The sequence below is a fragment of the Lactobacillus sp. B4005 genome (assembly GCF_026536045.1).
GTDB classification, from domain to species: Bacteria; Bacillota; Bacilli; order Lactobacillales; family Lactobacillaceae; genus Lactobacillus; species Lactobacillus panisapium.
Genome location: NZ_JAFNOZ010000002.1, coordinates 195,398 through 221,812, shown reverse-complemented (window position 1 = coordinate 221,812; position 26,415 = coordinate 195,398). Strand labels below are relative to the sequence as shown.

Annotated in this window: 21 protein-coding genes and 1 riboswitch; of the genes, 16 read left to right on the top strand and 5 right to left on the bottom strand. The window is 35.5% G+C overall.

Annotated elements, in window-relative coordinates:
• Positions 1–81: 81 nt before the first annotated feature.
• The gene (locus J3U73_RS05465; RefSeq protein WP_267409802.1) at positions 82–1,101 is read right to left on the bottom strand and encodes a hypothetical protein; all 1,020 of its coding nucleotides are present in this window, start codon (positions 1,099–1,101) and stop codon (positions 82–84) included.
• Positions 1,102–1,291: 190 nt separating this feature from the next.
• Between J3U73_RS05465 and J3U73_RS05460 the strand changes: the two genes are divergently transcribed.
• Entirely contained in the window at positions 1,292–2,209 is a 918-nt protein-coding gene (locus J3U73_RS05460) for a phosphotransferase (protein WP_267409801.1), read from the top strand.
• An 87-nt stretch (positions 2,210–2,296) separates the two neighbouring features.
• Here J3U73_RS05460 and J3U73_RS05455 read toward each other — a convergent pair whose 3' ends face one another.
• Positions 2,297–3,616 (bottom strand): nucleobase:cation symporter-2 family protein, encoded by a 1,320-nt coding sequence (locus J3U73_RS05455; RefSeq protein ID WP_220268433.1) that lies wholly within the window; start codon positions 3,614–3,616, stop codon positions 2,297–2,299.
• Entirely contained in the window at positions 3,616–4,194 is a 579-nt protein-coding gene (locus J3U73_RS05450; RefSeq protein WP_267392359.1) for a xanthine phosphoribosyltransferase, read from the bottom strand. The genes J3U73_RS05455 and J3U73_RS05450 overlap by 1 nt, the downstream gene beginning before the upstream one ends.
• Positions 4,195–4,272: 78 nt before the next feature.
• Positions 4,273–4,370: riboswitch (purine riboswitch) on the bottom strand.
• Positions 4,371–4,550: 180 nt separating this feature from the next.
• Between J3U73_RS05450 and guaA the strand changes: the two genes are divergently transcribed.
• On the top strand, positions 4,551–6,107 hold the full coding sequence (guaA, locus tag J3U73_RS05445) for a glutamine-hydrolyzing GMP synthase (RefSeq protein ID WP_267409800.1): 1,557 nt from the start codon (positions 4,551–4,553) through the stop codon (positions 6,105–6,107).
• 363 nt (positions 6,108–6,470) lie between these two features.
• Here guaA and J3U73_RS05440 read toward each other — a convergent pair whose 3' ends face one another.
• On the bottom strand, positions 6,471–7,421 hold the full coding sequence (locus J3U73_RS05440) for a LacI family DNA-binding transcriptional regulator (RefSeq protein ID WP_220268430.1): 951 nt from the start codon (positions 7,419–7,421) through the stop codon (positions 6,471–6,473).
• Between the two features lie 167 nt (positions 7,422–7,588).
• Between J3U73_RS05440 and gtfA the strand changes: the two genes are divergently transcribed.
• From gtfA to J3U73_RS05385, 11 genes are all read left to right on the top strand, one after another.
• Positions 7,589–9,034, top strand: a complete 1,446-nt coding sequence (gene gtfA, locus J3U73_RS05435) for a sucrose phosphorylase (RefSeq protein WP_220268429.1) — start codon at positions 7,589–7,591, stop codon at positions 9,032–9,034.
• Positions 9,035–9,049: 15 nt separating this feature from the next.
• Positions 9,050–10,489, top strand: a complete 1,440-nt coding sequence (locus tag J3U73_RS05430; RefSeq protein WP_220268428.1) for a 6-phospho-beta-glucosidase — start codon at positions 9,050–9,052, stop codon at positions 10,487–10,489.
• A gap of 10 nt (positions 10,490–10,499) precedes the next feature.
• Entirely contained in the window at positions 10,500–11,813 is a 1,314-nt protein-coding gene (locus tag J3U73_RS05425) for a PTS sugar transporter subunit IIC (protein WP_220268427.1), read from the top strand.
• A 999-nt stretch (positions 11,814–12,812) separates the two neighbouring features.
• The gene (gene budA / locus J3U73_RS05420; protein WP_267409799.1) at positions 12,813–13,520 is read left to right on the top strand and encodes an acetolactate decarboxylase; all 708 of its coding nucleotides are present in this window, start codon (positions 12,813–12,815) and stop codon (positions 13,518–13,520) included.
• A gap of 185 nt (positions 13,521–13,705) precedes the next feature.
• Entirely contained in the window at positions 13,706–14,734 is a 1,029-nt protein-coding gene (gene rsgA / locus J3U73_RS05415) for a ribosome small subunit-dependent GTPase A (protein WP_267409798.1), read from the top strand.
• 215 nt (positions 14,735–14,949) lie between these two features.
• The gene (locus J3U73_RS05410; RefSeq protein WP_267409797.1) at positions 14,950–16,545 is read left to right on the top strand and encodes an ATP-binding cassette domain-containing protein; all 1,596 of its coding nucleotides are present in this window, start codon (positions 14,950–14,952) and stop codon (positions 16,543–16,545) included.
• Positions 16,542–18,119 carry an ATP-binding cassette domain-containing protein gene (locus tag J3U73_RS05405; RefSeq protein WP_267409796.1) on the top strand — a complete coding sequence of 526 codons (1,578 nt, stop codon included), beginning with the start codon at positions 16,542–16,544 and terminating at the stop codon, positions 18,117–18,119. Before J3U73_RS05410 ends, J3U73_RS05405 begins: the two co-directional genes overlap by 4 nt.
• A 175-nt stretch (positions 18,120–18,294) precedes the next feature.
• Positions 18,295–19,149, top strand: coding sequence for an ABC transporter ATP-binding protein (locus J3U73_RS05400; protein WP_267409795.1), 855 nt, complete (start codon positions 18,295–18,297; stop codon positions 19,147–19,149).
• A complete protein-coding gene (locus tag J3U73_RS05395; protein ID WP_267409794.1) occupies positions 19,149–20,009 on the top strand; it encodes an ABC transporter permease in 861 nt (286 codons plus the stop codon). The genes J3U73_RS05400 and J3U73_RS05395 overlap by 1 nt, the downstream gene beginning before the upstream one ends.
• Before the next feature lie 231 nt (positions 20,010–20,240).
• Complete coding sequence (locus J3U73_RS05390) at positions 20,241–20,693, top strand: LytTR family DNA-binding domain-containing protein (RefSeq protein ID WP_267409793.1); 453 nt, start codon at positions 20,241–20,243, stop codon at positions 20,691–20,693.
• Between the two features lies 1 nt (position 20,694).
• Positions 20,695–21,090 (top strand): DUF3021 family protein, encoded by a 396-nt coding sequence (locus J3U73_RS05385; RefSeq protein ID WP_267409792.1) that lies wholly within the window; start codon positions 20,695–20,697, stop codon positions 21,088–21,090.
• A gap of 137 nt (positions 21,091–21,227) precedes the next feature.
• Here the strand turns inward: J3U73_RS05385 and J3U73_RS05380 are convergent, their stop codons facing one another.
• Positions 21,228–22,307: a GntR family transcriptional regulator gene (locus J3U73_RS05380; RefSeq protein WP_267392349.1), complete on the bottom strand. Its 1,080-nt coding sequence runs from the start codon at positions 22,305–22,307 to the stop codon at positions 21,228–21,230.
• A gap of 377 nt (positions 22,308–22,684) precedes the next feature.
• Here J3U73_RS05380 and J3U73_RS05375 point away from each other — a divergent pair, with 377 nt between their 5' ends.
• The 3 genes from J3U73_RS05375 to J3U73_RS05365 are packed head-to-tail and all read left to right on the top strand — an operon-like array spanning position 22,685 to position 26,414.
• Positions 22,685–24,073 carry a sugar porter family MFS transporter gene (locus J3U73_RS05375; RefSeq protein WP_267392348.1) on the top strand — a complete coding sequence of 463 codons (1,389 nt, stop codon included), beginning with the start codon at positions 22,685–22,687 and terminating at the stop codon, positions 24,071–24,073.
• A gap of 7 nt (positions 24,074–24,080) precedes the next feature.
• Positions 24,081–25,685 carry a xylulokinase gene (locus J3U73_RS05370; RefSeq protein WP_267410002.1) on the top strand — a complete coding sequence of 535 codons (1,605 nt, stop codon included), beginning with the start codon at positions 24,081–24,083 and terminating at the stop codon, positions 25,683–25,685.
• The gene (locus J3U73_RS05365; protein WP_267409791.1) at positions 25,686–26,414 is read left to right on the top strand and encodes an L-ribulose-5-phosphate 4-epimerase; all 729 of its coding nucleotides are present in this window, start codon (positions 25,686–25,688) and stop codon (positions 26,412–26,414) included.
• The last annotated feature ends 1 nt before the right edge of the window (position 26,415 follow it).

The following is a 26,415-nucleotide window of genomic DNA, read 5'->3' as shown; positions in this document are numbered from 1 at the left end:
TAGCTTTTTGACCAAATAAAAAACCTGAAGGGAAAATTTCAGGTTTACTAAGTTAAATACCTTTTAGGTAAAACTCCGCTTTTAATACCTAAACTTTAATTTTTTAAAATTTGCAATACCAGACAAAATTAAACTGATAGAAAGAAAAATCAATCCAATCGTCGTCAATTTAGTTTTTTCTATTAGATTAGTGTCAGTTTGCGGTAATCTGTTGCCATATGTAAGTGTATACTGCTTATTAGTAGTAGGTTCAAAATGTTGTTCGTTTTCTCTAATTGTAGTCATGGATTGAATAGGTGCTTTACGCAACTTGGCATTTTGACCGTCTATATCATTATTTTTATTGTTAGAATCGGAGTTAGCTTTTTCAGACTGAATTTGCTCACTAGGATTAGCTAGGTCATTAGTATTCTTTGGCGCATTAGATTGAGAATTTGGTGCTTGAATTGTTTTAGAGGTGGCAGGTGATAAGTTAACAGCGCGAAGAGGGCTGCTGTCATTAGTGGCTTTTTGATTAGCGGCAAAGCCTTGCTGATAAGGTTGGCTTTCTTGTGCTGGATGAGGGATATTTGTTTCAGCTTGTTTCCCGGTATTTGCGGCACTATATCCGTCAAGTAAGTCCTGGGACGAATTAGCAGCAGCTTGCTTTATTTGATTAGTGTTGCTAATTTGTTTTTGCAATAAATGAAGTTGATGATAGATCCGCTTGAACTGCTTGTTTGTCGTGCGCAGTTTCTTTTGTAAACTAGCGATTTGTTCTGCTCGCTTTTTCTTATCCGCATCATTAGTTTCGGTTTTAACCCGCTCCAGGTTGGCCTTAAGGGCTGTTATTTTATGACGCACTTTTTTTAATTGTTTTTGATACTTTGTTTGTTGCGCTAACAAATGATTAATAGTATCCTTTTTTTGGCTAGTTTGCAAGTCCGGTTTTGCTTGCCCAAGTTCGTGTTCATGCGGTGCTAATTCACTAAAATTACTATCAGATACTTGCGCGGCCATGATAATAGTCGCACTATTCAGTACAAAAACTAATAGGGTGGTAGTTAGGGTAAAAATAATGGCCATGATAATGCGCATTCCTGTAACCTCTTTTTTATCCATCTTAACTTCCTTTCATTTGGCTAAATAGCAATACCTTTTCACTTGTATTATAAAACTAATCAGATTAATTTTACTAAATTATGCTTATAAGTATATTTAAATCTCATTATAGGATAGCTTAGCAAAATAAGTCTTGTATGTACCAAAATTTGCCTAAATGAAAAAATAATTTACGATTCAGGGTGATATTATGAAAACAAAACAGATTATCCAAGCCAAATTAGAGGCTGAGCTAAGTCAAATTACGCATCAATCATTAAATAGTACATTTGTTGGTTATAGTAAAAAATTACAAGAACAAGTATTTGTTAAAGTATTTCCAAATAAAAGCAAGTTTATTACCGAAAAGGCGGTCAACCAACAGCTATACCTACACCGAGTTTTAACTAGTTTTACGATTACCGCTGCACAGCAATTGTATGTTTTAGTGATGAAAGATTTAGCTCCAATTGACTTAAAACTGCCGGTAACGGTTGAACTGGCTCATGTAATGGGAGTCAAACTGGCAGAATTTCACCAGAAGGTAAAACCATTTACGGGAATTTATCCTAATAATAATTTGTTTGCAAAAGCTGAGTACGATATTGCGCAGTTGCAGGAATCAACCATTAAAACACGGTTGCAGTTGCTTTTACGGGACCTTTCATCATTGCAACCTACTATTGAGTCAGATTTATTTAACTATTCAACTACTGTTCTTCATGGTGATGTAGGTGTTCGTAATTACAAAATAATTAACGGTAAACCGAATTTGATTGATTTTGAACGCGCACGAATGGGCGTGAATTACCAAGACTTTATCAAACTGTTTTACCAAGATTTTGGCTTAAACAAAGAGCTGATTACTTCTTTTGTTAACGGTTATAAATCTTTGGGTGAGACGGTAATGGCAAGTCCTAGTACGCAGGTATTTTTACTTTTGCTTACTGCTATTGGCATTATGAGCTATATTGCCAAAATTTCTGATCCTCCTTTTCAACGTGTTGGTGAAAAGATGCTTGATACGGTAGAACTCTTTTTAAAACGAATGAATTCATCGAGTAACATTCCTATTAATGAAACAAATAGTTCAATTCCTGAGCTAATCGTATTGATTCCTAGGGATTAGCCCTATTTTTTAAGAAAAGAAAAACACCTTCGCATTGTCGAAGATGTTTTTGCGTAAACAAATCATATTTAAGGGAAAATGGTTAGTTTACGAGATATTTGCAGTTTGAGTTTTCGTTGTTGTGTGTTGTCGTTTTTCACCTCCTTTAAGTAGTAAGTTTAAGATTGTGGCAGATAAACTAGTAATCACAATCCCGTTACTCAAAAAGAGTTGCAACGTAGCCGGCAAGTTTTTAAAGAACTGAGGGTAAATGGTTACACCTAAGCCTAGGCCAACGGAAATGGCAATAATTAAAATGTTGTTGTTATCGCTTAAATCGACTTTGGTCAGAGTTTTAATTCCCTGAACGGCAATCATCGTAAACATAACTAGCATGGCGCCGCCAAGTACTGGTGTTGGAATAATTGTTACCAAGGCACCGATTTTGGGTAAAAGCCCCATTGCCATTAATAAGCCAGCTGCCCAGTAAATTGGCCGCTTGGTCTTAATTCCTGAAAGCTGTAACAGTCCAACATTTTGGGAAAAGGTGGTATAGGGAAAGGCGTTAAACAAACCACCAAAAATTTGGGCCAATCCTTCGGCTCTGTAGCCTTTTTTGAGATCATCTTCTGTTATATTGTGGCCAAGTAAATCACCAGTAGCAAAGAAAACTCCGGTCGATTCGATCATTGAAACAAGCGCAATAATGATCATCGTTAGGCTGGAAGACCATTCAAATTTAGGAATGCCGAAGTAAAACAGTTGGGGTAAATGAAACCATGAGGCATTAATTACTGGCTGGAAGGAAACTAGTCCCATTAAAGAAGCAATAATTGTGCCGGCGATTAACCCGATTAAAACTGAAATTGAACGTAAGAACCCTTTTGTCCAAATTTCCAATGCTAAAATGATGAACATTGTGCAAAAGGCTAAAAACAAATTTTGCCCACTACCAAAATTTCTGGCAGTAGCATCGCCACCGCCCATATTTTGGATAGCTACTGGGATTAGGGTTAGGCCAATTGTCGTAATTAACGTTCCAGTGACAACTGGCGGAAAGAACTTTTTGATTTTGGCAAAAAGACCAGAAATAAGTATTACGAAAATACCGGCAACGATAATTGCCCCATACATGTCGTTAATTGAAAACTTCTGCCCAATCATCTGCAAGGGCGCAACTGCTTGGATAGCACAGCCTAAGATGACGGGAAAACCAATGCCAAAATATTTATTACGCAAAAGCTGCAATAAGGTGGCGAGTCCGCACATGAAGATATCAATGGAAACCAAGTAGGTCATTTGTTCAGCGTTAAATTTTAGTGCCGAGCCGATTAGTAGTGGAACTGCAACTGCTCCAGAATACATCGCCAATAAATGTTGTAACCCTAGAACCGCCGCTTTTTGTTGACTAACTTCTTTTTGTGCCATTATTCTTCACCCATAAAATGTACTTGGTTGTCTCTAAGACTTGCAATATTGGCGAGAGCTTCCAGACGGTAGCCGTGCTCTTTAATCCAAGCACTGCCTCCTTGGAAATTTTTAGCAACAACAATACCGATGCCAGCAATATTGGCTTTTGCTTGCTTAGCGATATTTATCATACCCTTGACTGCTTCACCATTGGCTAAAAAGTCGTCGATAATCAGCAGATTGTCATCTTCATGGAGAAATTTTTGCTCAACGCAGATTTGGTTGGTTACTTTTTTGGTGTATGAATAAACATCGGCCCAGTAGACCGCATCGTTCAGTGTAGCTGGCTTTTTCTTACGGGCAAAAACCATGGGCACATGCAATTCATAAGCAGCCATTACGCCCGGTGCGATGCCAGATGCCTCGCAAGTTAGGACCTTGGTTACGCCACTATCTTGAAAAAGCTGGGCAAATTCTTGTCCAACAGCCATCATTAGTTCTGGATCTACCTGGTGGTTTAAAAAAGAGTTGATTTTTAGGACATTCCCAGGCAAAACTTCACTATCACGACGAATGCGGTCTTCTAATAACTTCACAATTTCCTCCTTGAAAAAATAAAAGGGCCTTTTCTACCAAACTATGGTAAAAAAGACCCTTACAGCAGTAAGAAACTGCAATAATTGCTCTTAATCCATAGTTCAGAATTTATGGTTCTGAGTAGAAACTGCCGACCTTATTACGGCAATATACAGATTTAATATTGACTTGATGACTGCATTCTAACAAAGTAAATTAAGTTGTGCAAGATGAGATTTAAGGTGGTAAATAATATTTTTTATTTCTATAACTGGCCTTTTTTATTGCCCCTTTTTCTCTTAAAAAGTGGTTGACCCGAAGAGAAATTCTTAGTACAGTTTAATCAAATTCTTGTTTTGGTAGAAAAGGAGTTCGGATGGCAGTAAAAAAGAATCTTCATGATTTTGATGAAATTATTGTTTTGGACTTTGGTAGTCAATATAACCAGTTAATTACCAGACGTTTACGTGATTTTGGGGTTTATTCTGAGCTCTTGCCGCATGACATCAGCATGGCTAAGATTAAAGAAATTAATCCCAAAGGAATTATTTTTTCCGGTGGCCCAAATAGCATTTATGATAAAAATGCTTTGAAAGTTGATCCGCAGATTTTTGAACTCGGTATTCCGATTTTAGGAATTTGCTATGGCATGCAACTAATGTCATATTACTTAGATGGCGATGTGGAAAAAGCCGCTAACTCAGAATATGGCCGTGCGGATATCGCTATTGAAGATGCCAATTCGGTCTTGTTCAGTGGCTTACCCAAAGATGAGTATGTTTGGATGAGTCACGGCGACTTGGTTAAACAAGCTCCTGCGGGTTTCAAGGTGGTAGCTTCAAGTAAAAATTGTCCGATTGCTTCAATCGCTAATGATCAAGCTAAACTTTATGGCATTCAGTTTCACGCGGAAGTGCGCAATACTGAATATGGTCTTGATATCCTGCGTAATTTTGCCTTCAAGGTCTGTGGCGCCAAAGCTGACTGGTCCATGACGGACTTTATTGACCTGCAGATTGCTGAAATTCGGCAAACAGTGGGGGACAAGAAAGTTATTTTAGGTTTATCCGGCGGTGTAGATTCCAGCGTTACTGCTACACTATTGCATAAAGCAATTGGTAACCAGTTGACCGCAATTTTTGTTGATCACGGAATGCTCCGCAAAAACGAGGGTGACGAAGTGATGGCAGCCTTGAATCATGAACTTGGGGTTAATATTATTCGGGTCAATGCCCAAGACCGCTTTTTAGCCAAACTAAAAGGCGTTACTGATCCCGAACGAAAACGGAAGATTATCGGTAATGAATTTATTGAAGTTTTCAATGAAGAAGCACAAAAATTGCACGATGTTGACTTTCTAGCTCAGGGTACACTCTACACTGATGTGATCGAAAGTGGCACTAATACCGCACAAACAATTAAATCTCATCATAATGTGGGTGGTTTACCAAAAGACATGCACTTTAAGCTGATTGAGCCGTTGCGTAAGCTGTTCAAAGACGAAGTACGTGAGCTTGGTGAAAAGCTGGGCATTCCACATGATCTAGTTTGGCGGCAGCCGTTCCCAGGTCCAGGCCTTGGAATTCGCGTTCTTGGTGAAGTTACTGAAGACAAGTTGAAGCTTGTGCGCGACAGTGACGCAATTTTACGTGATGAAATCAAAAAGGCCGGTTTGCAAGAAAAAGTTTGGCAATACTTCACTGTTTTGCCCGGTATCAAGTCAGTTGGCGTCATGGGTGACGGCCGAACTTACGATTACACCATCGGTATCCGTGCAGTTACCTCAATTGACGGCATGACCGCAGATTTTGCCCGTTTGCCGTGGGATGTTTTACAAAAAGTTTCAACCAGAATCATCAACGAAGTTGATAACGTTAACCGCGTAGTTTATGACGTGACGAGTAAGCCACCATCAACGATTGAATGGGAATAATAGAAATAGTATATTAATTATCAAGTTTTTGATATTTAGAATAAAAAATCATTTTATATATAAAAGCACGTAAGAAAAAATTTTTCATATGAATTAAAATGAACACTGCAATTAGAGTGCTTAATATCAGTTTTAGACATAAACCCCATAATTAGAATAACTAATTATGGGGTATTTGTATGGTTAGATTATCAAATACAGCATAAAATGAGATATATTACTTTTTTGTAAATTGTGTTCAAGGTTCTAACCAACCAAACTGTTGATACAATACTAATTAACTCTATTTTTATTAAAAACAATTAGCTGCATTACCTTATAGTGGAAATTAAAAATTTATTTTAATATTATACTTTTTCACATTTAAGAAATTAAAGTAATTGGTAAAGTATACGTCTTTTTAAAGTTTTCGGTTGGGTGATGAATCTTTTGCACTAAAATTTCAGCAATCAATTCTGTCATGTCTTTAACTGGTTGTTTAATGGTAATTAAGTCAGGGAAGAAATTTCGAATCATTTCGGTACCATCAAAACCAGTAATCAAGGGATAGTAATTTTGGCTGTTCGTATATTGCTTTACTAATAATGCTGTATTGTCATCAGTACAGCAAATTGCGTCATAAACCTTGGAATTTATAATTTGGGCAATTGCAATTTTCTTAGCCATGGTTGAGCTATTAAAATTTAAGTAATTAGTATTGACATTCACTTTGTATGAATTTAGTACTGATAACATCCCTTTAATTCTATCATTAATAGGATATAAATCAGACTTGTCGCCCGAAATAATCAATACGTTCTTTTTTCCAAGGCTTAATACCTTTTCTGCTATTTTCTTGCCACCATTTAAATTGTCACTTCTTATCTTGATAATATTTTTAAAATTCCGATCAAATGAAATAATTGGCAAGTTACCAGATAGCTTGTGGTGAGAGTCTTGTAAATGTGAACTGACAACGATTCCATCAACTTTGCTGGAGCGGATATCGTTAATGTAATTGTCCAGACCTTCTTTAGGATTGTTAGCAATAGTAAAAATGACATCATAATTGTAATAATTAAAACTCTCGACGAGACTATTGAAAAAATCCGCATAGAAAGGATTATTTAATCCTGGCAATATAACCTTAATAAGCCTTGGGGAAATTGGGGAACATTTTTTCTTAATTGGTACCTGATATTTGGATTCTTTGATGGCTTCTAATACAGCTTTTCGTGTTTTTGCACTAATATAACCATTATTATTAATAACTCTAGAAACAGTAGCTATAGAAACATTAGCTTGTTGTGCTACATCTTTGATAGTTGTTTTCATTTTTACACCTATTTATGTAAATTTACATACGCTTAAATTCTGCGATTACGCAATATTATATACTTTTTAATGTAAATAACGTAATTACGCAATACATGGTTTCAGTTCTGTTATCATAATTATATAGAAATAAAGCGATTTCACAAACTTTGAGAGTGAGGAATTTAATGAAAATCAAGAACAAGGCTTTATTAATTACATATCCAGATAGTCTTGGTAATAACTTAAAGGATTTAGCTTTAATCATCAATAATTATTTTAAAGATGCATTTGGAGGAATTCACATATTACCGTTTTTCCCGTCATCAGGTGACAGGGGATTTTCACCAGAAAGGTATGATCAAGTAAATTCAAAATTTGGTACCTGGAAAGATATTGAAGATCTTGGTAAGAAATATTATCTAATGTTTGACTTTATGATAAATCATTTGTCACAACATTCTGATTACTTTAAAGATTTTCAGGCTAAAAAAAATAAAAGTAAGTATCAGAAACTGTTTCTAAGTTGGGATAAGTTTTGGCCCAAAGGACGGCCGACTAAAAAAGACATTGACTTGATTTACAGGCGTAAAGATAAATTACCGTATAAAAAGATAACTTTTGAAGATGGTAGTAAAGAAAAAATGTGGAATACTTTCGGTCCTGATCAAATGGATTTAGATGTCAGAGCTAGTATTACTCAAAAGTTTTTAAAAGATAGTCTTCAATCTTTAGCTGGGCATGGTGCTAGTTTGATAAGACTTGATGCGTTTGCTTATGCCATTAAAGAGCTTAATTCCAGTGACTTCTTTGTAGAGCCAAAAGTTTGGCATTTACTCGATCAAATAAAGACTTATTTGAAAAATACTGATACGACTATTTTACCTGAAATTCATGAGCATTACACTTTATCATTTAAGGTAGCACAACATGGTTATTTCATTTATGACTTCGCTTTACCGTTGGTGTTACTTTATACACTTTATAGTGGTAAGAGTTCACGATTGGCAAATTGGCTAAGAAAATGTCCAATGCATCAATTTACCACTCTCGATACCCACGACGGGATAGGTGTAGTAGATGCTAAAGATGTTCTGAGCGATCAACAAATTGATTACACTACTGATAAACTTTACCAAGTAGGTGCAAACGTTAATAAAAAGTATTCTAGCTCTGAGTATCACTGCTTAGATATTTATCAAATTAATACGACCTATTACTCAGCTTTAGGTAATGATGATAAAAAGTACTTTATTGCTCGTTTGATTCAAGTTTTTGCACCTGGTATTCCGCAAATATATTATGTCGGCTTGCTTGCTGGGAAAAATGATATACAACTTCTTGAGAAAACTAAAGAGGGTCGAAATATTAATCGCCATTTCTATAGCATTAAGGAAGTTGACAAAGAAGTTCATCGGCCCATTGTTAAGTCCTTAATTAAGCTATTAGAGTTTCGCAATGGTGAAAAAGCATTTGATTTAGATGGGACAATTAGTGTTTCTACCCCTAGTGATCATGAAATTGTAATAGTACGAATGAATAAAAGCAAGACACGTAAAGCAACTGCAAAAGTTGACTTTATGGATTTAACGTATTTGGTAACAAACAATGATGAACAGATTAGTTTTGAATAAAAAGGAATTATCATTATGAATAAATTGCGAAAAGATTTTTTATGGGGTGGCGCTGTTGCCGCAAATCAGGTAGAAGGAGCTTGGAATGAAGGTAATAAGGGCCCAAGCATAGCAGACGTAGTAACTGAAGGAGCGGCCGATAGACCAAGGAAAATTACTAGAGGAGTTCAAAAAAATAAGTATTATCCAATGCATCAAGCTAGTGATTTTTACCATCATTACAAAGAAGATATTAGATTACTAGCCGAAATGCATTTTAAGTGTTTTCGGCTATCGATTGCATGGACAAGAATTTTTCCTAATGGTGATGATAAAGAACCGAATGAAGATGGTTTGAAGTTTTATGAAAATGTATTTAAGGAATGCCAAAAATATAATATTGAGCCTGTAGTTACATTCTCTCATTTTGAAATGCCATATAACTTAGTAGAAAAATACGGAGGTTGGACAAACCGTCAAGTAATAAAATTTTACTTAAAATTTGTTGAAGTATGTTTTTCAAGATATGAGAACCAGGTTCACTACTGGATGACATTTAACGAAATCAATAATCAAACTGACTATAACAGTGATTTAAGTATGCTGGCGGACTCTGGGATTTTAATTAATGATCTTTCGGATAAAGAAAGAGAAGAAGAAATGTACCAGGCATCTCATTATGAGTTAGTCGCGAGTGCTAAAGCAGTACAAATTGGGCATGCAATAAATCCAGATAATCAAATTGGCTGCATGATCAACATGACTCCACAATACCCATACTCCTGTAAGCCAGAAGATATTTTTCAGGCGCAGAAGGCTATGCAGAGACGATATTGGTTTGCGGATGTGCAAACACTAGGCAAATATCCTAGAAATATGGAGGCCTATTTCGAAGAAAATCGGCTACGCCAAGACATTACAGATAGAGACCGCAAAGACTTATTAAACGGCACAGTTGATTTTGTAGGCTTGAGCTATTACAACTCAAATACAATTGAGTTTAGAGAAGATAATCCAGATTTTAAATTTGTTGGTACTGAATTAAATGTAAAAAATCCTTATTTAAAACAAACACAATGGGGATGGCCGGTAGACCCATTAGGCTTTAGATATTCGTTAAATTGGTTGACTGATCATTATCATAAACCGCTTTTTATAGTAGAAAATGGCATTGGTGCTAAAGACAAAGTAGAAAGTAATAATTCGATTCATGATGATTATCGAATTAATTATTTAAGAGAACACATAAAGTCAATGATTGAAGCTATTGAGCAAGATGGGGTTGATATTATAGGTTATACACCTTGGGGTTGCATCGATTTAGTATCAATGGGAACAGGTCAGATGTCAAAAAGATATGGATTTATTTATGTTGATAGTGATGATAAAGGAGTTGGTTCATTTAAAAGACTAAAAAAAGATTCTTTTTATTGGTATAAAAAAGTAATCGATTCTAATGGTAAGGATTTATTCTAGGAGGTTAACAATGAAAAATGGATTTTCACAGTGGGTCAATGATAATTTAGTTCCACCAGTGCTTAAATTTGTAAACTTGAAAGCAATTAAAGCCTTAAAAGATGGTATTCTTTATACTCTACCGCTTTTAATGATTGGTTCGTTATTTACTTTAATTGCGAATTTCCCTTGGGCACCAGTTACTAATTTCTTAACTAAAAATGGATGGATGGATCCCTTAAATCAAATTAATGGCGCCACATTTTCAATTATTGCAATCATTGCAGTATTAGGTGTGAGTTATCAATATGCTAAAAATGAGAATGTTGAACCTTTAGGCGCAGCCGTAATTGCACTCTCTTCATTCATAGTACTGACTAAATCAACTGCAATTAGTGCAGATGGTAAATTTACAGTTGCCAATGTCATTCCAAAAGACTGGACTAGTGGGCAAGGAATGATTGCAGCGATTATTGTTGGTCTGCTAGTTGGTTGGGCCTATTCAACAATGATTAAACTTCATTGGACTATTAAAATGCCAGAGACAGTTCCATCTGGTGTGTCAAACTCTTTTGCTGCCTTAATTCCTGCAGCTGTAATTATTTCAGCATCATTCGTTGTTTATTCATTTATCCATTTTGTTTGGAATACAACCTTTATTGAAGGAGTATATAAAATTATCCAAACACCTTTGCAAGGAATGACAGACTCAATATGGGGCGTAATGGCATATTGTATAATTGCTACCTTTTTCTGGTGGTTTGGTGTTCATGGCGGTACTATTGTTACCAGTATTTTTTATCCAATTTTATTAGCTAACTTAACCTCAAATCAAAAACTGTTGGATGCCGGTAAGACATTAACTGTAGCAAATGGTGCGCACGTATTTACTGATCAATTCACTGCCATCTTGATTAATATGACAGGTACTGGTGCGACTATTGGATTGGTTATATATATGTTTTTCTTTGCCAAATCTAAACAAACTAGACAATTAGGCAAACTTGCAATTATTCCTTCACTTTTTAATATTAATGAACCTGTGATTTATGGTACGCCAATTGTGATGAATCCATTTTTATTCATCCCATTTGTATTAACACCGCTAGTAATTGGAATTTTAGACTATTGTCTTATGACTGCTGGTGTGCTGCCATTATTCAGTGGTGTTCAGGTTCCATGGACGACACCAGCAATTATTTCCGGTTTTATTTTAGGTGGCTGGCGATTAGCCTTGGCCCAAGTTGTTAACATCATTATTTCATGTTTAATTTACTTTCCTTTTATTAAAAAAGTTGATGACCTTAATTACGAGAAGGAACAATCTTCTGAGAGTACAAAATAAAAAAGACTTTTTATAAGCAATTAAAACAAATTAAAGAGAATCAGTTATTTGGTGAACTGATTCTTTTGCTTTAAGTTAAAAAAAAAAACACATGGCTTTTTCAGTAGGAAGAATGTAATCAAAATTAATTTAGGCAGATTTAAATAAATATTTAAGACTAAATGAATAGCCGCGATACAATATCGCAAAAATTGTTATTTTTTTAGTAACTTTTGGGATTCTGATATTTAAACCATAAGTTTTGATCAGTAAACTTTAACTTCATAAAAGAGCCTCCATATATCTTTGCATCTCATTATTCACATTGAAGAGTTTTGCATACTTTGAAAGCCTGAGTAGGTTTTTGTGGTTCTTTTTTACATACGTATTCATTGCTTGTTTAATCGTTTCAGCGTCTGAACGATCTCTTTTTCAATGTCACACAAAGTTTGTTTAAGATTGTAAGTTCGACCCTTATGACCTCTAGAACTAATAATTTCTTCAGTTCCAATTTGAAAAAGCTTATTGGTTTGACGATAAGTTTTTAAAGGAACATCAATAAATTTTGTATGAGAATTAAAAATAGAAAAATTAATTTCATAAATTTTGGGAATCCGATCAATCATTCCATGTAAAAATAGTACTGTATCTTTATAGAAAATCCCCTTAGAATAACGATATTGTAAATTTGCTAACTCATTGCCAAATTCTTTGGGATCAATAAAAACGACTGGAGCAATTTTTGTGATTGTCTAAGCGATAAAGTGTTACCTTTAATGCTCCAGCTTTTTCAGCTTTCTTGACAGTAATCTGATTAATAAAGTCTAAAGCAATTTCTCTTTGTCCCGTGTCACTATCTCTCACTTCTTATATACATATATAAATTATATAATTAAATGTATATTTTGGTAATTAAGTAAAGTACTATCAAAATTATTGAAACTAATCATACTTGCCTTAAACATCAATATAATTGCATAATAAACTTAATCTTAGTAAAAAATGGGAGGAGCAAGTATTATGAAAAATACTCTATTTCAACATGGCACAATGCAAATGCTAGTAGAAGGATTATTAGACGGCACTTTGCCATTAGAGGAGTTGCTAAAGCACGGCGATATTGGCATTGGAACGGGTGATGGCGTTGATGGTGAATTAGTGATTTTAGACGGGATTGGTTACAAAATTGATACGACTGGAAAAGCTGTTAAGTTACCACCCGATTTTAAAGTAACATACGCAGATGTTAGCTTTGCGAATTATCACGACTTTAAAAGCTACCAGGATATTGAGTTAGAAGAGATGCTTTCCCAAGTTTTAACAGCAAATAATGCACAAAATCGTTTCTTGGCAGTTAAAACTAACGGTGTTTTTCAGAAAATTCGAACTAGATCATCCAAGAAGTCAAAGAAACCTTATCCTTCATTGGGTGAGATTGCACAAAATCAGGTCGAATTTGAAGCCGAAAATATTACGGGAACTATGATTTCATATTACACGCCGAAAGTTTTTCAAGGGGTGGGAGTTTCTGGCTTTCACAATCACTTTTTAGCTGATAGCCTGTCTGTGGGCGGTCATGTTTTGGCTGCAACAATGAAGGATGTAACTGTCAGCGTTCAGTTGCTGGATAATTTGCAATTACATCTACCAGTAGAAAGTCAGGACTTTTTAGACGCAGATTTAACCGATATTACTAAACTTGACCAAGTGATTTCTAAGTCGGAATAGGAATCTATTACCGCCACTTTGATGGTGTAAAAAGATTGGCATTAATAAAATATCTAAATAATTATATGTTGTTGGCTTTTTCTGAAATAAATATGATAAAATACCCTAATACAACTTATTTGAGTTAATTATTTTAATATTTTTAAAATAAAATATGAACGATTTTTTCGAAAAAAGGGGAAATTTTGGAATTAGGATTAAATACTTATCAACAACATGAACAAATTGATTGTGAAAAGACACTCGGTAGAATCTCGTTAAATTCGGCTGATATGTATAAAGTAATGCATTTGGACGGACGCGAGAGTAATGCCATTCCTAAAAAGCGCACCGAGCAGTTTTTAGTAGGCGACTGGGTAACGCTTGATCCGCAAATTGATTTTGATTTAATTAATGAGCGTTTGCCGCGCTATAGTACTTTAGGTCGAATAACTGGTGAAGAATATCGGGCGGAGCAAAAGTGTGCAGCTAGCAATATTGATCAATTGTTTATCTGTATTTCACTGAATAAAAATTTAACTGACTCGCGGGTTAACCGTTACTTGTATGCACTAAAAAAGGATGATGAATATCAGACTTCAGTGGTATTGACTAAGTCCGACTTAACTTCAGATAGTAGCAAAATCGCTGCCCAGCTTGCTGCCAAATTGCAAGTTCCCGTCTTTTGCACTTCCAGTGTAACCAGTGATGGCATTGAAAAATTACGTTCCAATATTTTGCCGGGACAAACTGTTTCCTTTTACGGTAACTCAGGCGTGGGTAAATCGAGCTTAATTAATATTGTTGCCCAAAAAGAGGTCATGGCGACCAGTGATATTAGTGCAAAAACTGATAAGGGCCGCCATACAACTACGAGCTCAAGGTTAATTCCAATTGAAAATGGGGATTTTGTCTTAATTGATACCCCAGGCGTGAAAAGCATTGGTGTTGGAGCTAACGACCTAGCACAGGTTTTTCCTGAAATTGCGGAGCTAGCAAAAAATTGCCGTTTTAATGATTGCCGCCATCTCAATGAGCCTGATTGTGCCGTCAAAGAAGCTGTACAAAACGGGACTCTAGCGCAGAAAACTTATGATCAGTTTCTTGCTTTACAAAAAGAAAGTGAATTGACCCAAGGCTACCTTAACAAAAAATTGGCGAAGAAATTAAATCAGAAGGCTGAATTTAAGAAGCAAACAATCAATTATCATCGTTATCGGAAGCCACCGATGTAAAACTAGAAGACACCAATAAAGGCTCTCAATCTTAATTGAGGGCTTTTTATCTACGAAATTTTAAAAATAACCGTTCATTTTTTATATTGAATTAGATCTGCTTACTATCTTTAGCTATTTAATTAGATTGACATTTTGCCTCGTTAATTATATTATAATTTTATTTTAATAAAGATGAATAACAACTTTAACTTGTACAAGAAAGAACATTGCTTATGAATTTATCTGGTTTATTCAAAATCAACCGAAAACGTGCAACTTTTGTCCTTTTATTATATTTTGTTTATGCAATTACCGGGACAATTGACTTTTACTTGTTTCAATTCGCTGTCAATGCTTTAGGAGCTGGAAATTTATCAGAATATATTAAGTGGCAGGTCTTTGAATTCATACCTGCTTTTCTCGGGATTATTATTTTGCCTTTGGCGACATACTTGTTTAACCAACAAATTCAAGACTATATTGATAAATTGAGATCAAAAATGGTTAGCCATTTTTATGCTGAAAATGACTTGAACGTGGCACAAATGCAAAATAATTTGCAAAATAATCTCGACATTTTAACGATAGATTATGCTCTGCCTTGGATAGATATTGTCAGCAATTTTTTAATCATTCTATTGTCCGTTGGGGCTCTTTTCAACTTAGACTGGACATTTGTCTTATTAACTGGGATTCTCGTTTTGATTAATTTGTATTTGCCCAAAGTAATGCAAAAAAAGACTTCTCAAGCTAGTACGCAAGTGGCTCAAAATAATGGTTCTTTTTTGACTGTGATTGGAGACTGGATTAGTGGCTTGAATGAATTGCGGCGCTACCATGCTGTTTCAATACTTAATCGGGAACTGGCAAAGTATGGTGAACAGTTGGAAAAGTCAAAGGTTCATCAGACTAAAACAAGAACATTTTCAAATACTGTTAATGGCTTTGGCAACACGATTGGTCAGCTTTCAATTGCTTTTTTGGCAGGTATTTTGTTCCTTTTAGGTCAGATTAAAATTGGTACGGTATTAGCTGCGACTTCGTTTGCCTATAGCATATTCTCGGCCGTCTCAGCAATTACAGTCGCCATGGTTAAGCTTAAATCAACTAAGACAATTAATGAAAACACGCAAAAAATAATTGCAGGGGTTGAAAAAGATAAAAGTTCTTCAGCTGAACTGATAAGTCAGATTGAAGTTAAAAATTTGGTACTTAAATACGACCATAGCCCAGAAATTGCCTATCCCAATTTTACGATTAACAAAGGTGAAAAAATTTTACTCACAGGCGACAGTGGTACAGGTAAGTCAACTTTATTGAAAGCCATTTTAGGTGAAATTAAACCTTATCGCGGTGAAATTATCTATAAAAATGATGCTGGCGATCAAATCACCCCGGATTTAAAGCAAATTGGCTATTTGGCGCAAGACCCGAAACTGTTTCCGGGCACGATTGCTGATAACATTGTGATGTTTCATCATGAACTTTTTACCAAAGTACCACAATTGTTAAATAAGGTTCAGTTAGAAGCCGATGTGATGAGATTCCCTGCGGGTGTTGAAACAGTAGTTGATTTGGATCAAGATAATTTATCTGGTGGTCAACGACAAAAGGTGATCTTGGCTCGTGAAGAAGTCTTTGATAATAACTTTGTTTTAATGGATGAAGCAACCAGTGCTATAGATAGCAAAGCAACCAAGAAAATTATTGAGTATTTGGTTTCGACTGACAAAACCATCGTTCTAATTGCACATAACTTGCAGCCAGAAATTCAGCAGCTGTTTGATAAAAATATTTATTTAGTAAATAACCAGGAAGGCAAAAAATGAATCTGAAAACTTTTTACCAGACCAATCGCTTGCGTTTTGTCCTCATTATCTTTCTTAGTTTAATGAATCCGGTTGCGATAATTACCGCTTCGTATCTCAACATGTGGCAACTTACGTCCCTTCATAACCACGACTCTAGAGCCTGGTTGATAATTCTTTTGGTCACGCTATTAGCATATCTGCTCTCATATTTTTTTGATATGGGTTCGGATAATTTACTCGCAAGACAAGTGCAAGAGTTTAATGGTGAACTGCGAAAGAAGATTGTTAATCATGTATGCCGTGATCAAAGAGATTATCAGGTTTCAGAAGTTGAGAATAGATTAACTAATGATTTAAACACAGTAAATGACCAATACTTTAATTTAATACCGCTTATTTGCAATTTTACGGGTTATACTGCCTTTACGGCGATTGCACTCTTAACGATGCATTGGAGCTTGCTTTTTTTAACACTAATTTCGATTGCTGTTTCAATACTTCTACCAAAGGTAATGGATAAACCGATTCAAAAAGCAACAGAAAAATTATCAAGTCAAAACAAACAATACTTGGACTTGATTGAGAAATGGCTTAGTGGAATTGCTGAATTGGAAAGATATTTCGCCGGTGAAAAATTATTCAACGTGATGCACAAAGGCGCAAAAGATTTGGAAAGAGCAAATCTCAATTTGACCAAAAAGCAGCAAATTTTGGCAATTATTACCGGAAGTGCTTCTCAAATCATGGTTATAGTTCTGTATGTCTGGACAGGTATTTTAATCAATAAGGGCTCAGTTACATTCGGGGCTGTTGGGGTTATTGGTAGTTTCAGCACATATATTTCTTTTGGAATAAAGTATTTGCCCTACTACTTTGGTTTAATAAAAGGAACAACTAGTCTAAGAAAACAAATTACCGCTGCTACGTCGTCGATTGAGGTTGATAACAGCACGCAAAATGCCCCATATTCATTATGTACGAACAACTTGGAAGTTAATTTTGAAAATGGCGAAGCCCTAAAGTTCCCTGATATCAAGATTAATTATGGCGAAAAAATTCTGTTGACGGGTGATAGCGGTACTGGTAAATCGACCTTGTTAAAGTTGCTTTTAGGAATTATTCAGCCTAGTTCAGGCAAAATTCAATTTATGGACAAACAGGGTAGAGTTGTCACACCTGACCTGTCGAAAATTGGTTATATTGCGCAAGACCCCGTTTTGTTTCCTAGCACGATAAAAAACAATATTACGATGTTTGATGATAAGTTAGATGGTTTGGTGGAAAATGCAGTCGAGGATGTTGGCTTAGCGCCAGATATAGCCAAATTTGATGCAGGCCTTGATACTAAAATTAATCTGCACAAGTTAAATGTTTCTGGTGGTCAAAGGCAAAAAATTATTTTGGCCCGTTCCAAAATCCATGACAGTAATATTCTGCTCATTGATGAAGGCACAAGTGCGATTGATAAAACGGCAACAGTGGCAATCTTAAAAAAATTAGTCGAGCTGCCAAGCACCATTATCTTTATTGCGCATAACTTTGACGAGCGAATCACTGGCTTGTTTGATCGCGAAATTCAGTTAAGTAAGTAATTTGGTCCAAAGGTAGAAGCAGCTTAACATTAAGTTGCTTCTATTTTTTATTCTCAAAATTTCATAGCAAAATCATATCCTTTCATGTTTGAATATTGACCTGTTGTTGCAAAAAATGATATTTACTTCCACTAACTCGGTATTCTAATAATTGAGATTACGGAAAGGAGAAACTATGCTTATTGAAACGCACAATTTAACTAAAAATTACGGTAATCGTCCTGCTTTAAATGGGGTTGATTTAAAAATTGGTAAGGGACAACTCATTGCTTTTCTAGGTACAAATGGAGCAGGAAAATCAACTACGATTAATATCTTGACTGGGTTATTAAAGCCAACCTCAGGTACTATTTCTTATGCAGCTAACCTGAAAATAGGTGTAGTTTTTCAGACTAGTGTTTTAGATGATAAATTGTCAGTTAAAGCCAATCTCTATTTAAGGGCAAGAATGTATAAAGAGTTTTCATCAGAGTGGCTCGAAGAACTAATTAACTTAATGGGGATTAGGAGATTCTTGCACCAAAAATACGGAACATTGTCTGGTGGTCAAAGAAGAAGAGTGGACATTGCCCGATCATTAGTTAATCGTCCCGACATCTTGTTTTTAGATGAGCCAACCACAGGGCTAGATTTACAAACAAGATTAGTGATTTGGCAACTCTTACAAAAGCTGCAAAAAGAGCAAGGACTAACCATTTTCTTGACGACGCATTATCTCGAAGAAGCTGAAAGTGCCGATCAAATGTATATTTTGGAAAATGGGCATGTCTTAGCCAGTGGAACAGTTAAAGAAATAAAAAAGCAATATGCGCCTACTAAATTACTCGTTAATATAAAGAATAAAGCGAAGCTGAAAACAAATCATGCGGTCATTCACCATAAAAATAACCTAGTTGAAATTGATGCTTTGTCTTTTAAAGAAGTAACGAGCTTCCTAAATCAAAATCTGGATGAAATAACTGATTTTGAGTATCGTAAAGGATCAATCAATGACGCCTTTATTAAAATTACGGGAAAGGAGTTACAGTGATGCTTGCTCTATTACAAAGAAACATTAGAATTTATTTTGGAAATATTTTCGGCGTGATTATGTCTTGCTTAGGGGCATTAATCTCATTCTTCATCTATATTGGCTTTTTGCAAAGAACTCTAGAAAAATCTTGGGGTAATATTCCGCATATTACCGAAATCCTCGATTTGTGGATGCTTGCAGGTATTGTGACAATTGCGGGAATTACCACGTCTTTTCAGGCGTTAGGGCAGCTCGTTAAGGACAAAGAAACAAGAACAGCAGATGATTTGAGCCTGACCGATACTTCCCTGCCAACGCGAAATTTTGCTTATATTTTAGCAAGTATTTTTGTTAGTTTGATTATGCAAATAGTTACTTTTACGATAATGAGCATTTATTTTACAGCGGTTGATAAAATTAGTATTCCTAATAATGCATATTTGTTAAGCAGTGGGTTTATTTTGCTGGGTGCTATTTCCGCGACCTTGGTAAACGGAGTAATTACGCTATTTATTCACTCCTATACTACTTTTAGTCGCCTATCATCTATCATTGGAGCAGCGGCAGGTTTTGCAGTAGCAACTTATATGCCATACGGAACACTGACTACTCATGCTCAAACTTTAGTCAAGTTAATACCAAGTAGTTATGAAGCTGCAGCTTTGAGAAGTATATTACTAGATAAAGTAAGCCCCAATTTTTTAACAGGTAATGCAAGAACCCAAATGTTCAATTATCTTGGAGTTTCTTTTAAAATTTATGGCTATCGGTTAGCCAGAATGGATAATGCTTATATGTTGTTGGGGATGACAGCACTTTTGACCGTGATAATTATTGCTTTATCGTTGACAATTGCTAAAAGTAAAAATAATGTTTGAAGAATTAACCGGTTATTTTAGAAATGTCAAAACTTGGTTAGTAAGTGAGCATTAGTAATATAAAATTTTCATTTATTATCTTATGTTTTGGTTTGCACATTTTGGTGCTTACAATTAACTGTTTACGTGTAAATATGATATTTTTGGGGTATTCTTAAATTTGAACTACCAAAGTAATGAATAGAGTATGAAATCGTCATTCTTACAAGATAGAAAGAAAGTGAAGCATAAGTGAAAATTAAATTTCAAACCGATGCCACTTTAAGCAAAGATGAAATTGAAGTTGCCATTAAAGCTATGCAGGAAACAGAAACTGTCAGTAAATTGATCAGTTATTTAAATAAGTTTAACGAAAGTCAGCGCGCATTAATCCCTGTTAAAACTGAGGATCGCATTGTCACCCTTAAACAAAGGGAAATTATCAAAATCGAAGTTCAAACAACGACATTAATCTACTACACAACCAAAAATGTTTTTAAAGCTAAGGGGAGACTCTATCAGGTGCTAACTAATTTGAACGATGATTTTGTTCGAGTGTCTCGCCATGGTCTAATTAATTTAAATTATTTGGAGTCAATTGAGGTCGGCTTTGCGGGAAATATGGTTGCTAAACTAGCCAATAACTTAAAAGCTGATGTTTCAAGACATTATTTGCCAGAATTAGAAAAAAAGGTAGGTCTTTAAAATGAAGCTACTAAAAAAGTGTATTAGTTATTTCTTAACCGGAGTTGGCTTTGGTTCAACCAGCTATTTAGCTATCTTAACTTTTGTCTATCCTAAGGTTGCACCCACCCAAATTAGTTTTATATCCGTTTTCATCATGTCAGGTTTGATTGGCCTTTTGTCGATGATTTTTGAAACAGATCTGCCTTTTACAATTGCGCTGATTATTCACTTAGCGGGCAGTTTTATCTTATTTATTCTAATGATGATAATTAGTAATTTTGCTTTAAGCCAAGTGACAATTGCACTTTTCTTGCTAATCTACCTGATTGTTTGGGCGGCTGTAATCTTGATGCAGGTAAATACTGTTCATAAAATTAATAAACTAATTAAGAAGCGAAATAGCAATAAATCGTAAACAAAGTAGAATAAAAGAGCAAGGTCAACCACCAATTAAAACTGGGCAAACGTAAAAAGCAGGCAAAGCACATTTTTCAGTGTTGAGTCTGCTTTTTTGTTAATTCAAAAGTTAAAGCTACAATTTGTAAACATTATTTACTTATTGAGTGAAATAACTGAGTCACGTAGCTTTAATTGTGGATGATGGACAACCGAAGTAAACTTTTTCCCATCGATTAGCGCTAAGATTCCCTTACCAGCTTCTTCACCAACTGATGTGCGCTGGTAATTCATTGTTGTCAAACTAGGATTTAAGTAAGCTGCAGAGTCAAAATTATCAAAGCCAACAATCGAAATGTCTTGTGGAATTCTAATGTTTTTCTTTTTAAGTTTATCAGTTACTAGTAGAGCCAGCTCATCGTTGTAACAAGCAATTGCTGTTGGTGGCTGACTGCTATTTAAATAATCGTCAATCTTTTTACTAATAATACTGAATGAATCATGCGAACTATACATAATTAAATTGCTATTAGCCAAATTAGCATCATTATTCTGATAGGCCTGGATAAAGCCTTTCATACGTTCTACACCTTGGAGATCATCAGTCTGAAAGATCCCTAATATATTTTTATGGCCTTTATGTAAAAGGTAATTGATTAATTCTTCTTCAGATTCACGATCAGAATTAGTGATTGCAGGGAAATTAAATTCTGGGTATTCTGCATTAATGAATAAAAGTGGAATCTTGCTTTTTGCAATCCTTTGATAAATATCAGAATTTTGACAGGGTTTTGCACTCTCACTTGGCTCAACTATTAGTCCAGCAACTTGTAAGTCAAGCATTTTAATTAAATTAGAGCGTTCAGTTTTTGGATAATTATGAGTGTTAGCTATTAGAAGAGAATATCCTTTAGGATCAATAACGGTATCAATCTGAGAAATAATTTTGGGGAAAATGTAGTCTGCAATATGTGTACAAATTAAACCAATAGTTTTACTTTTAGGATTTACTTGCCACTTCTTGTTCCAATCTTGGATAAACATCCCACTTCCCTGAACTTTATAAATTAGATGCTCGTTTTGTAACTCAGTTAGTGCTTTTCTAACAGCATATCTTGTCGAATGAAAGCGATTAATTAATTCACTTTCAGTAGGAAGTTGTTGATTAACTTGATAATGTCCAAAAGTAATTTCATTTTTTAAAGTCTCCACAATGGCTATGTAATCACGTTTCAAAATATAAACCTCCAAAAAAATAGTTTGATAAAAGAAGCCATTACTCAAATTAGATATAAAAGATTAGATAAAAATTGTAATTCATTAGTCTAATTTTTTAGTATAAAAATAACAGTAGTTTCATAATCATTTCTATTAATTATAATATTAGTCATTTTATGGGATGAATTTTTGGAAAAATACAGCATAAAAAACAAATATTTTTTCTTTATAACAAAATATGCCTTAATATCAACACTTAACTTACATAAATATTATAAAATTTATTCGAATAAATTTCAACAGCTATTGCAGATAACAAATAAAAGTCATATTATGAAAGTGCTTTCGAGAAGGCGAAAATTAAAACTAGTTTTAGATAAAAGGAGGTACTATGAGTGAAAAAGAATAAAATTTCTAGTCGATTTATTTATTTCTTTGGTTCATTTGGTGGAATTTTATTTGGTTATGACATTGGAGTTATGACAGGTGCTTTACCTTTTCTTCAAAAAGATTGGCATTTAACAAATGCAACAGTTGTTGGTTGGATAACTTCAGCTGTTATGTTTGGAGCCATTTTTGGAGGAGCAGTTGCTGGCCAGCTTTCTGATCGTTTTGGACGACGCAAAATGATTTTGGCTTCAGCTATTGTATTTGCAATTTTTGCTTTACTTTCAATGGTTGCTCCGAATAATGGGGCTCTTTATTTAATTATTGTCAGAGTCTTATTAGGTCTAGCTGTTGGTGCGGCTTCGGCTTTGGTTCCAGCATATATGTCAGAAATGGCACCTGCAAACGCCAGAGGTAGTCTTTCAGGCTTGAATCAAACAATGATTGTTTCAGGAATGTTGCTATCTTATATAATGGATTTCTTATTAAAAGGGCTTCCACAAGCTTGGGGTTGGAGAATAATGCTTGGCTTGGCCGCTGTTCCCGCAATTATCTTGTTTTGTGGCGTACTACGTTTACCAGAATCACCTCGGTTTTTAATAAAAAATAATCAGGAACAAGAAGCTAAGGCAGTTCTTTCAAGTATTCGGAAAAACCCACAGGAAGTTACCGATGAAATTAATGATATAAAATCCGCTTCACAAAAAGAAAATTCTGCAACTGAAGCAACGACCTGGGGTTCTCTTTTTAGTAGTAAATATCGTTATTTGGTTATTGCTGGTGTTGGTGTGGCAGCTTTTCAGCAATTTCAAGGAGCAAATGCAATCTTCTATTACATTCCGTTAATTGTGGAAAAGGCAACAGGAAACGCTGCAAGTTCAGCATTGTTATGGCCAATCGTTCAAGGTGTGATTTTAGTGATTGGTTCGTTGGTATATATAGCAATAGCTGAAAAATGTAAGCGAAGAACCTTACTAATGCTAGGCGGAACTGTAATGGGTCTTTCCTTTTTACTTCCTTCCGTTATTAATAGTATAGATCCTCATGCAAATCCAATGATGATTGTAGTTTTTCTATGTATCTATGTTGCATTTTACTCATTCACTTGGGCACCTTTAACTTGGGTTTTAGTAGGTGAAATTTTCCCATTGGCAATTCGTGGACGTGCTTCTGGATTAGCCTCATCCGTCAACTGGATTGGATCTTGGGCTGTAGGTCTACTGTTTCCAATGATGACGGCTTCAATGTCTCAAGAAATGGTTTTTGCAATCTTTGGCATTATCTGCATTTTAGGAGTCTTATTCGTTAAATTCTGTGTACCGGAGACCAAAGGATATACATTAGAGCAAATTGAGTCTATTGGAATGAATCACGGAAAAGATCTGATGGAGGACTAAAGTGAAATTGAATATTTCAGAAATTGTGCAACTAATAAAATCAGGTCAAACAGCACTTGGAATTGAATTTGGCTCAACACAAGTAAAAGCAGTATTAATTACAACTGATTTCCAGCCAATTGCATCAGGTAGTTATCTCTGGGAGAACACACTGCAAGATGGAATTTGGACATATTCACAAAAAGAAATTTTAACTGGCTTAAGACAAAGTTATGCACAATTAGCTGCAAATGTAAGCAGTAAATATCATGTCAAAATTGAACATATTGGTTCAATCGGTGTAAGTGCAATGATGCACGGATATTTGCCTTTTGACCAAAATGACAAGCTGCTAGTTCCCTTCAGAACTTGGCGAAATACGATAACTGGAGACGCAGCAAGTGAACTAACCAAATTGTTTAATTTTAATATCCCGCTGCGCTGGAGCATTGCTCACTTGTATCATGCTATTTTGCAAGATGAGAAACATGTAAAAGACATTGCTTATTTAACAACATTAGCAGGTTATGTTCACTGGCAATTATCTGGTGAAAAAAACATCGGTGTAGGCGATGCCTCAGGGATGTTTCCCATCGGTAAGAATGGTCAATTCGATCAGGAATGCTTACAAAAGTTTGGTGCCTTAGAAAAAGTAAAAAAGTACCCGTGGAAGATTGAACAAATTTTGCCACATGTATTAAAGGCAGGCGAAGTTGCTGGTCATTTAACTAAAGAGGGGGCAAATTTACTTGATCCAACCCAGACATTGCAAGCAGGAAGCGTGATGGCACCACCTGAAGGCGATGCAGGAACAGGTATGATTAGTACTAACAGTGTCCGTAAGCGCACAGGTAATATTTCTGTTGGAACTTCTGAATTTTCGATGGTTGTCTTAGATAAGCCACTTAAGAAAGTTCACCGTGACATCGATCTTGTTACAACACCGACTGGGGTGCCTGTAGCCATGGTGCATATCAATAATTGTTCATCTGATATCAATGCATGGGCACAACTTTTCCAGGAATTTGCTGAAAGGGTTGGAATTGACATCAGTGCCGATCAGCTATATAGCGCTTTATTTCTAGACGCGACTAAGTCGGATCCCGATGCAGGAGGAATGGTTAATTACAGCTATTTCTCAGGGGAACCAATTACCAAGACGCAAGAAGGCAGACCGCTATTAGTCAGAACACCTAATAGTAAGTTTACATTGGCTAACTTTATGCTGGCTCAGCTATATTCGGCCTATGCACCACTTAGAATTGGGATGGACATTTTGACTAATGAAGAAAATGTTACAACTGATGTCATGATTGCTCAAGGTGGCCTATTTAAAACTCCCGTAATCGGGCAGCAAGTTTTATCCAATATGTTGAACTTACCAATCTCTGTTATGACTAACGCTAGTGTTGGCGGACCTTGGGGTATGGCAGTACTTGCGCAATATGTTGCTTCCGGTGCGTCCGAGCCATTAGAAGATTACCTAGATACTAAGGTTTTTGTTGATTCTGAAATTATGACACTGAGTCCAGAGCCAGAAGGAGTTAAGGGTGCTGCTAAATACCTTGAGCGCTATAAATTAGCACTTCCTTTGGAAAATGAAGCAAAAGTTTTGAGTGATGAGGCGAAGTAAATGCTGGAACAACTGAAAAAAGAAGTATATGAAGCTAATATGCAGTTACCAAAACTAGATTTGGTTACATTTACCTGGGGCAATGTTTCAGGAATAGACCGCGATCAAGGATTATTTGTCATTAAGCCTTCTGGCGTGGATTATGATAAATTGCAACCTGAAGACCTTGTAGTAGTTGATTTGACGGGTAAAGTGGTTGAAGGTAAATTAAATCCTTCAAGTGACACTCCAACACATACGTATTTATATAATCATTTTCCTAAAATTGGTGGTATTGTGCACACCCATTCGCCGTGGGCAGTAGCCTTTGCGGCAGCTAAAATGGATATTCCTGCTCTTAATACAACGCATGCAGATACTTTTTACACTGATGTACCAGCTGCAGATGCGTTAACTAAAGAAGAAATCGAAGAAGATTATGAGGGCAACACTGGTAAGACTATCGTTCGCACTTTTAATGAACGAAATTTAGATTATGAAGCAACTCCTGGGAGTTTAGTTAGTCAGCATGGACCGTTTTGTTGGGGTGAAACTCCGGCAAAGGCAGTTTACAATGCTAAAGTTTTAGAAGTTGTTGCCGAAGAAGATTATCATACCTTGCAATTAACTAGGTCCGATAGCCATCTTCCTCAGTATTTATTAGATAAACATTATTACCGTAAGCATGGAGAAAATGCATATTATGGTCAGAATAATGCGCAATCAAAAACACATGCTAAAAGAAAGTAAA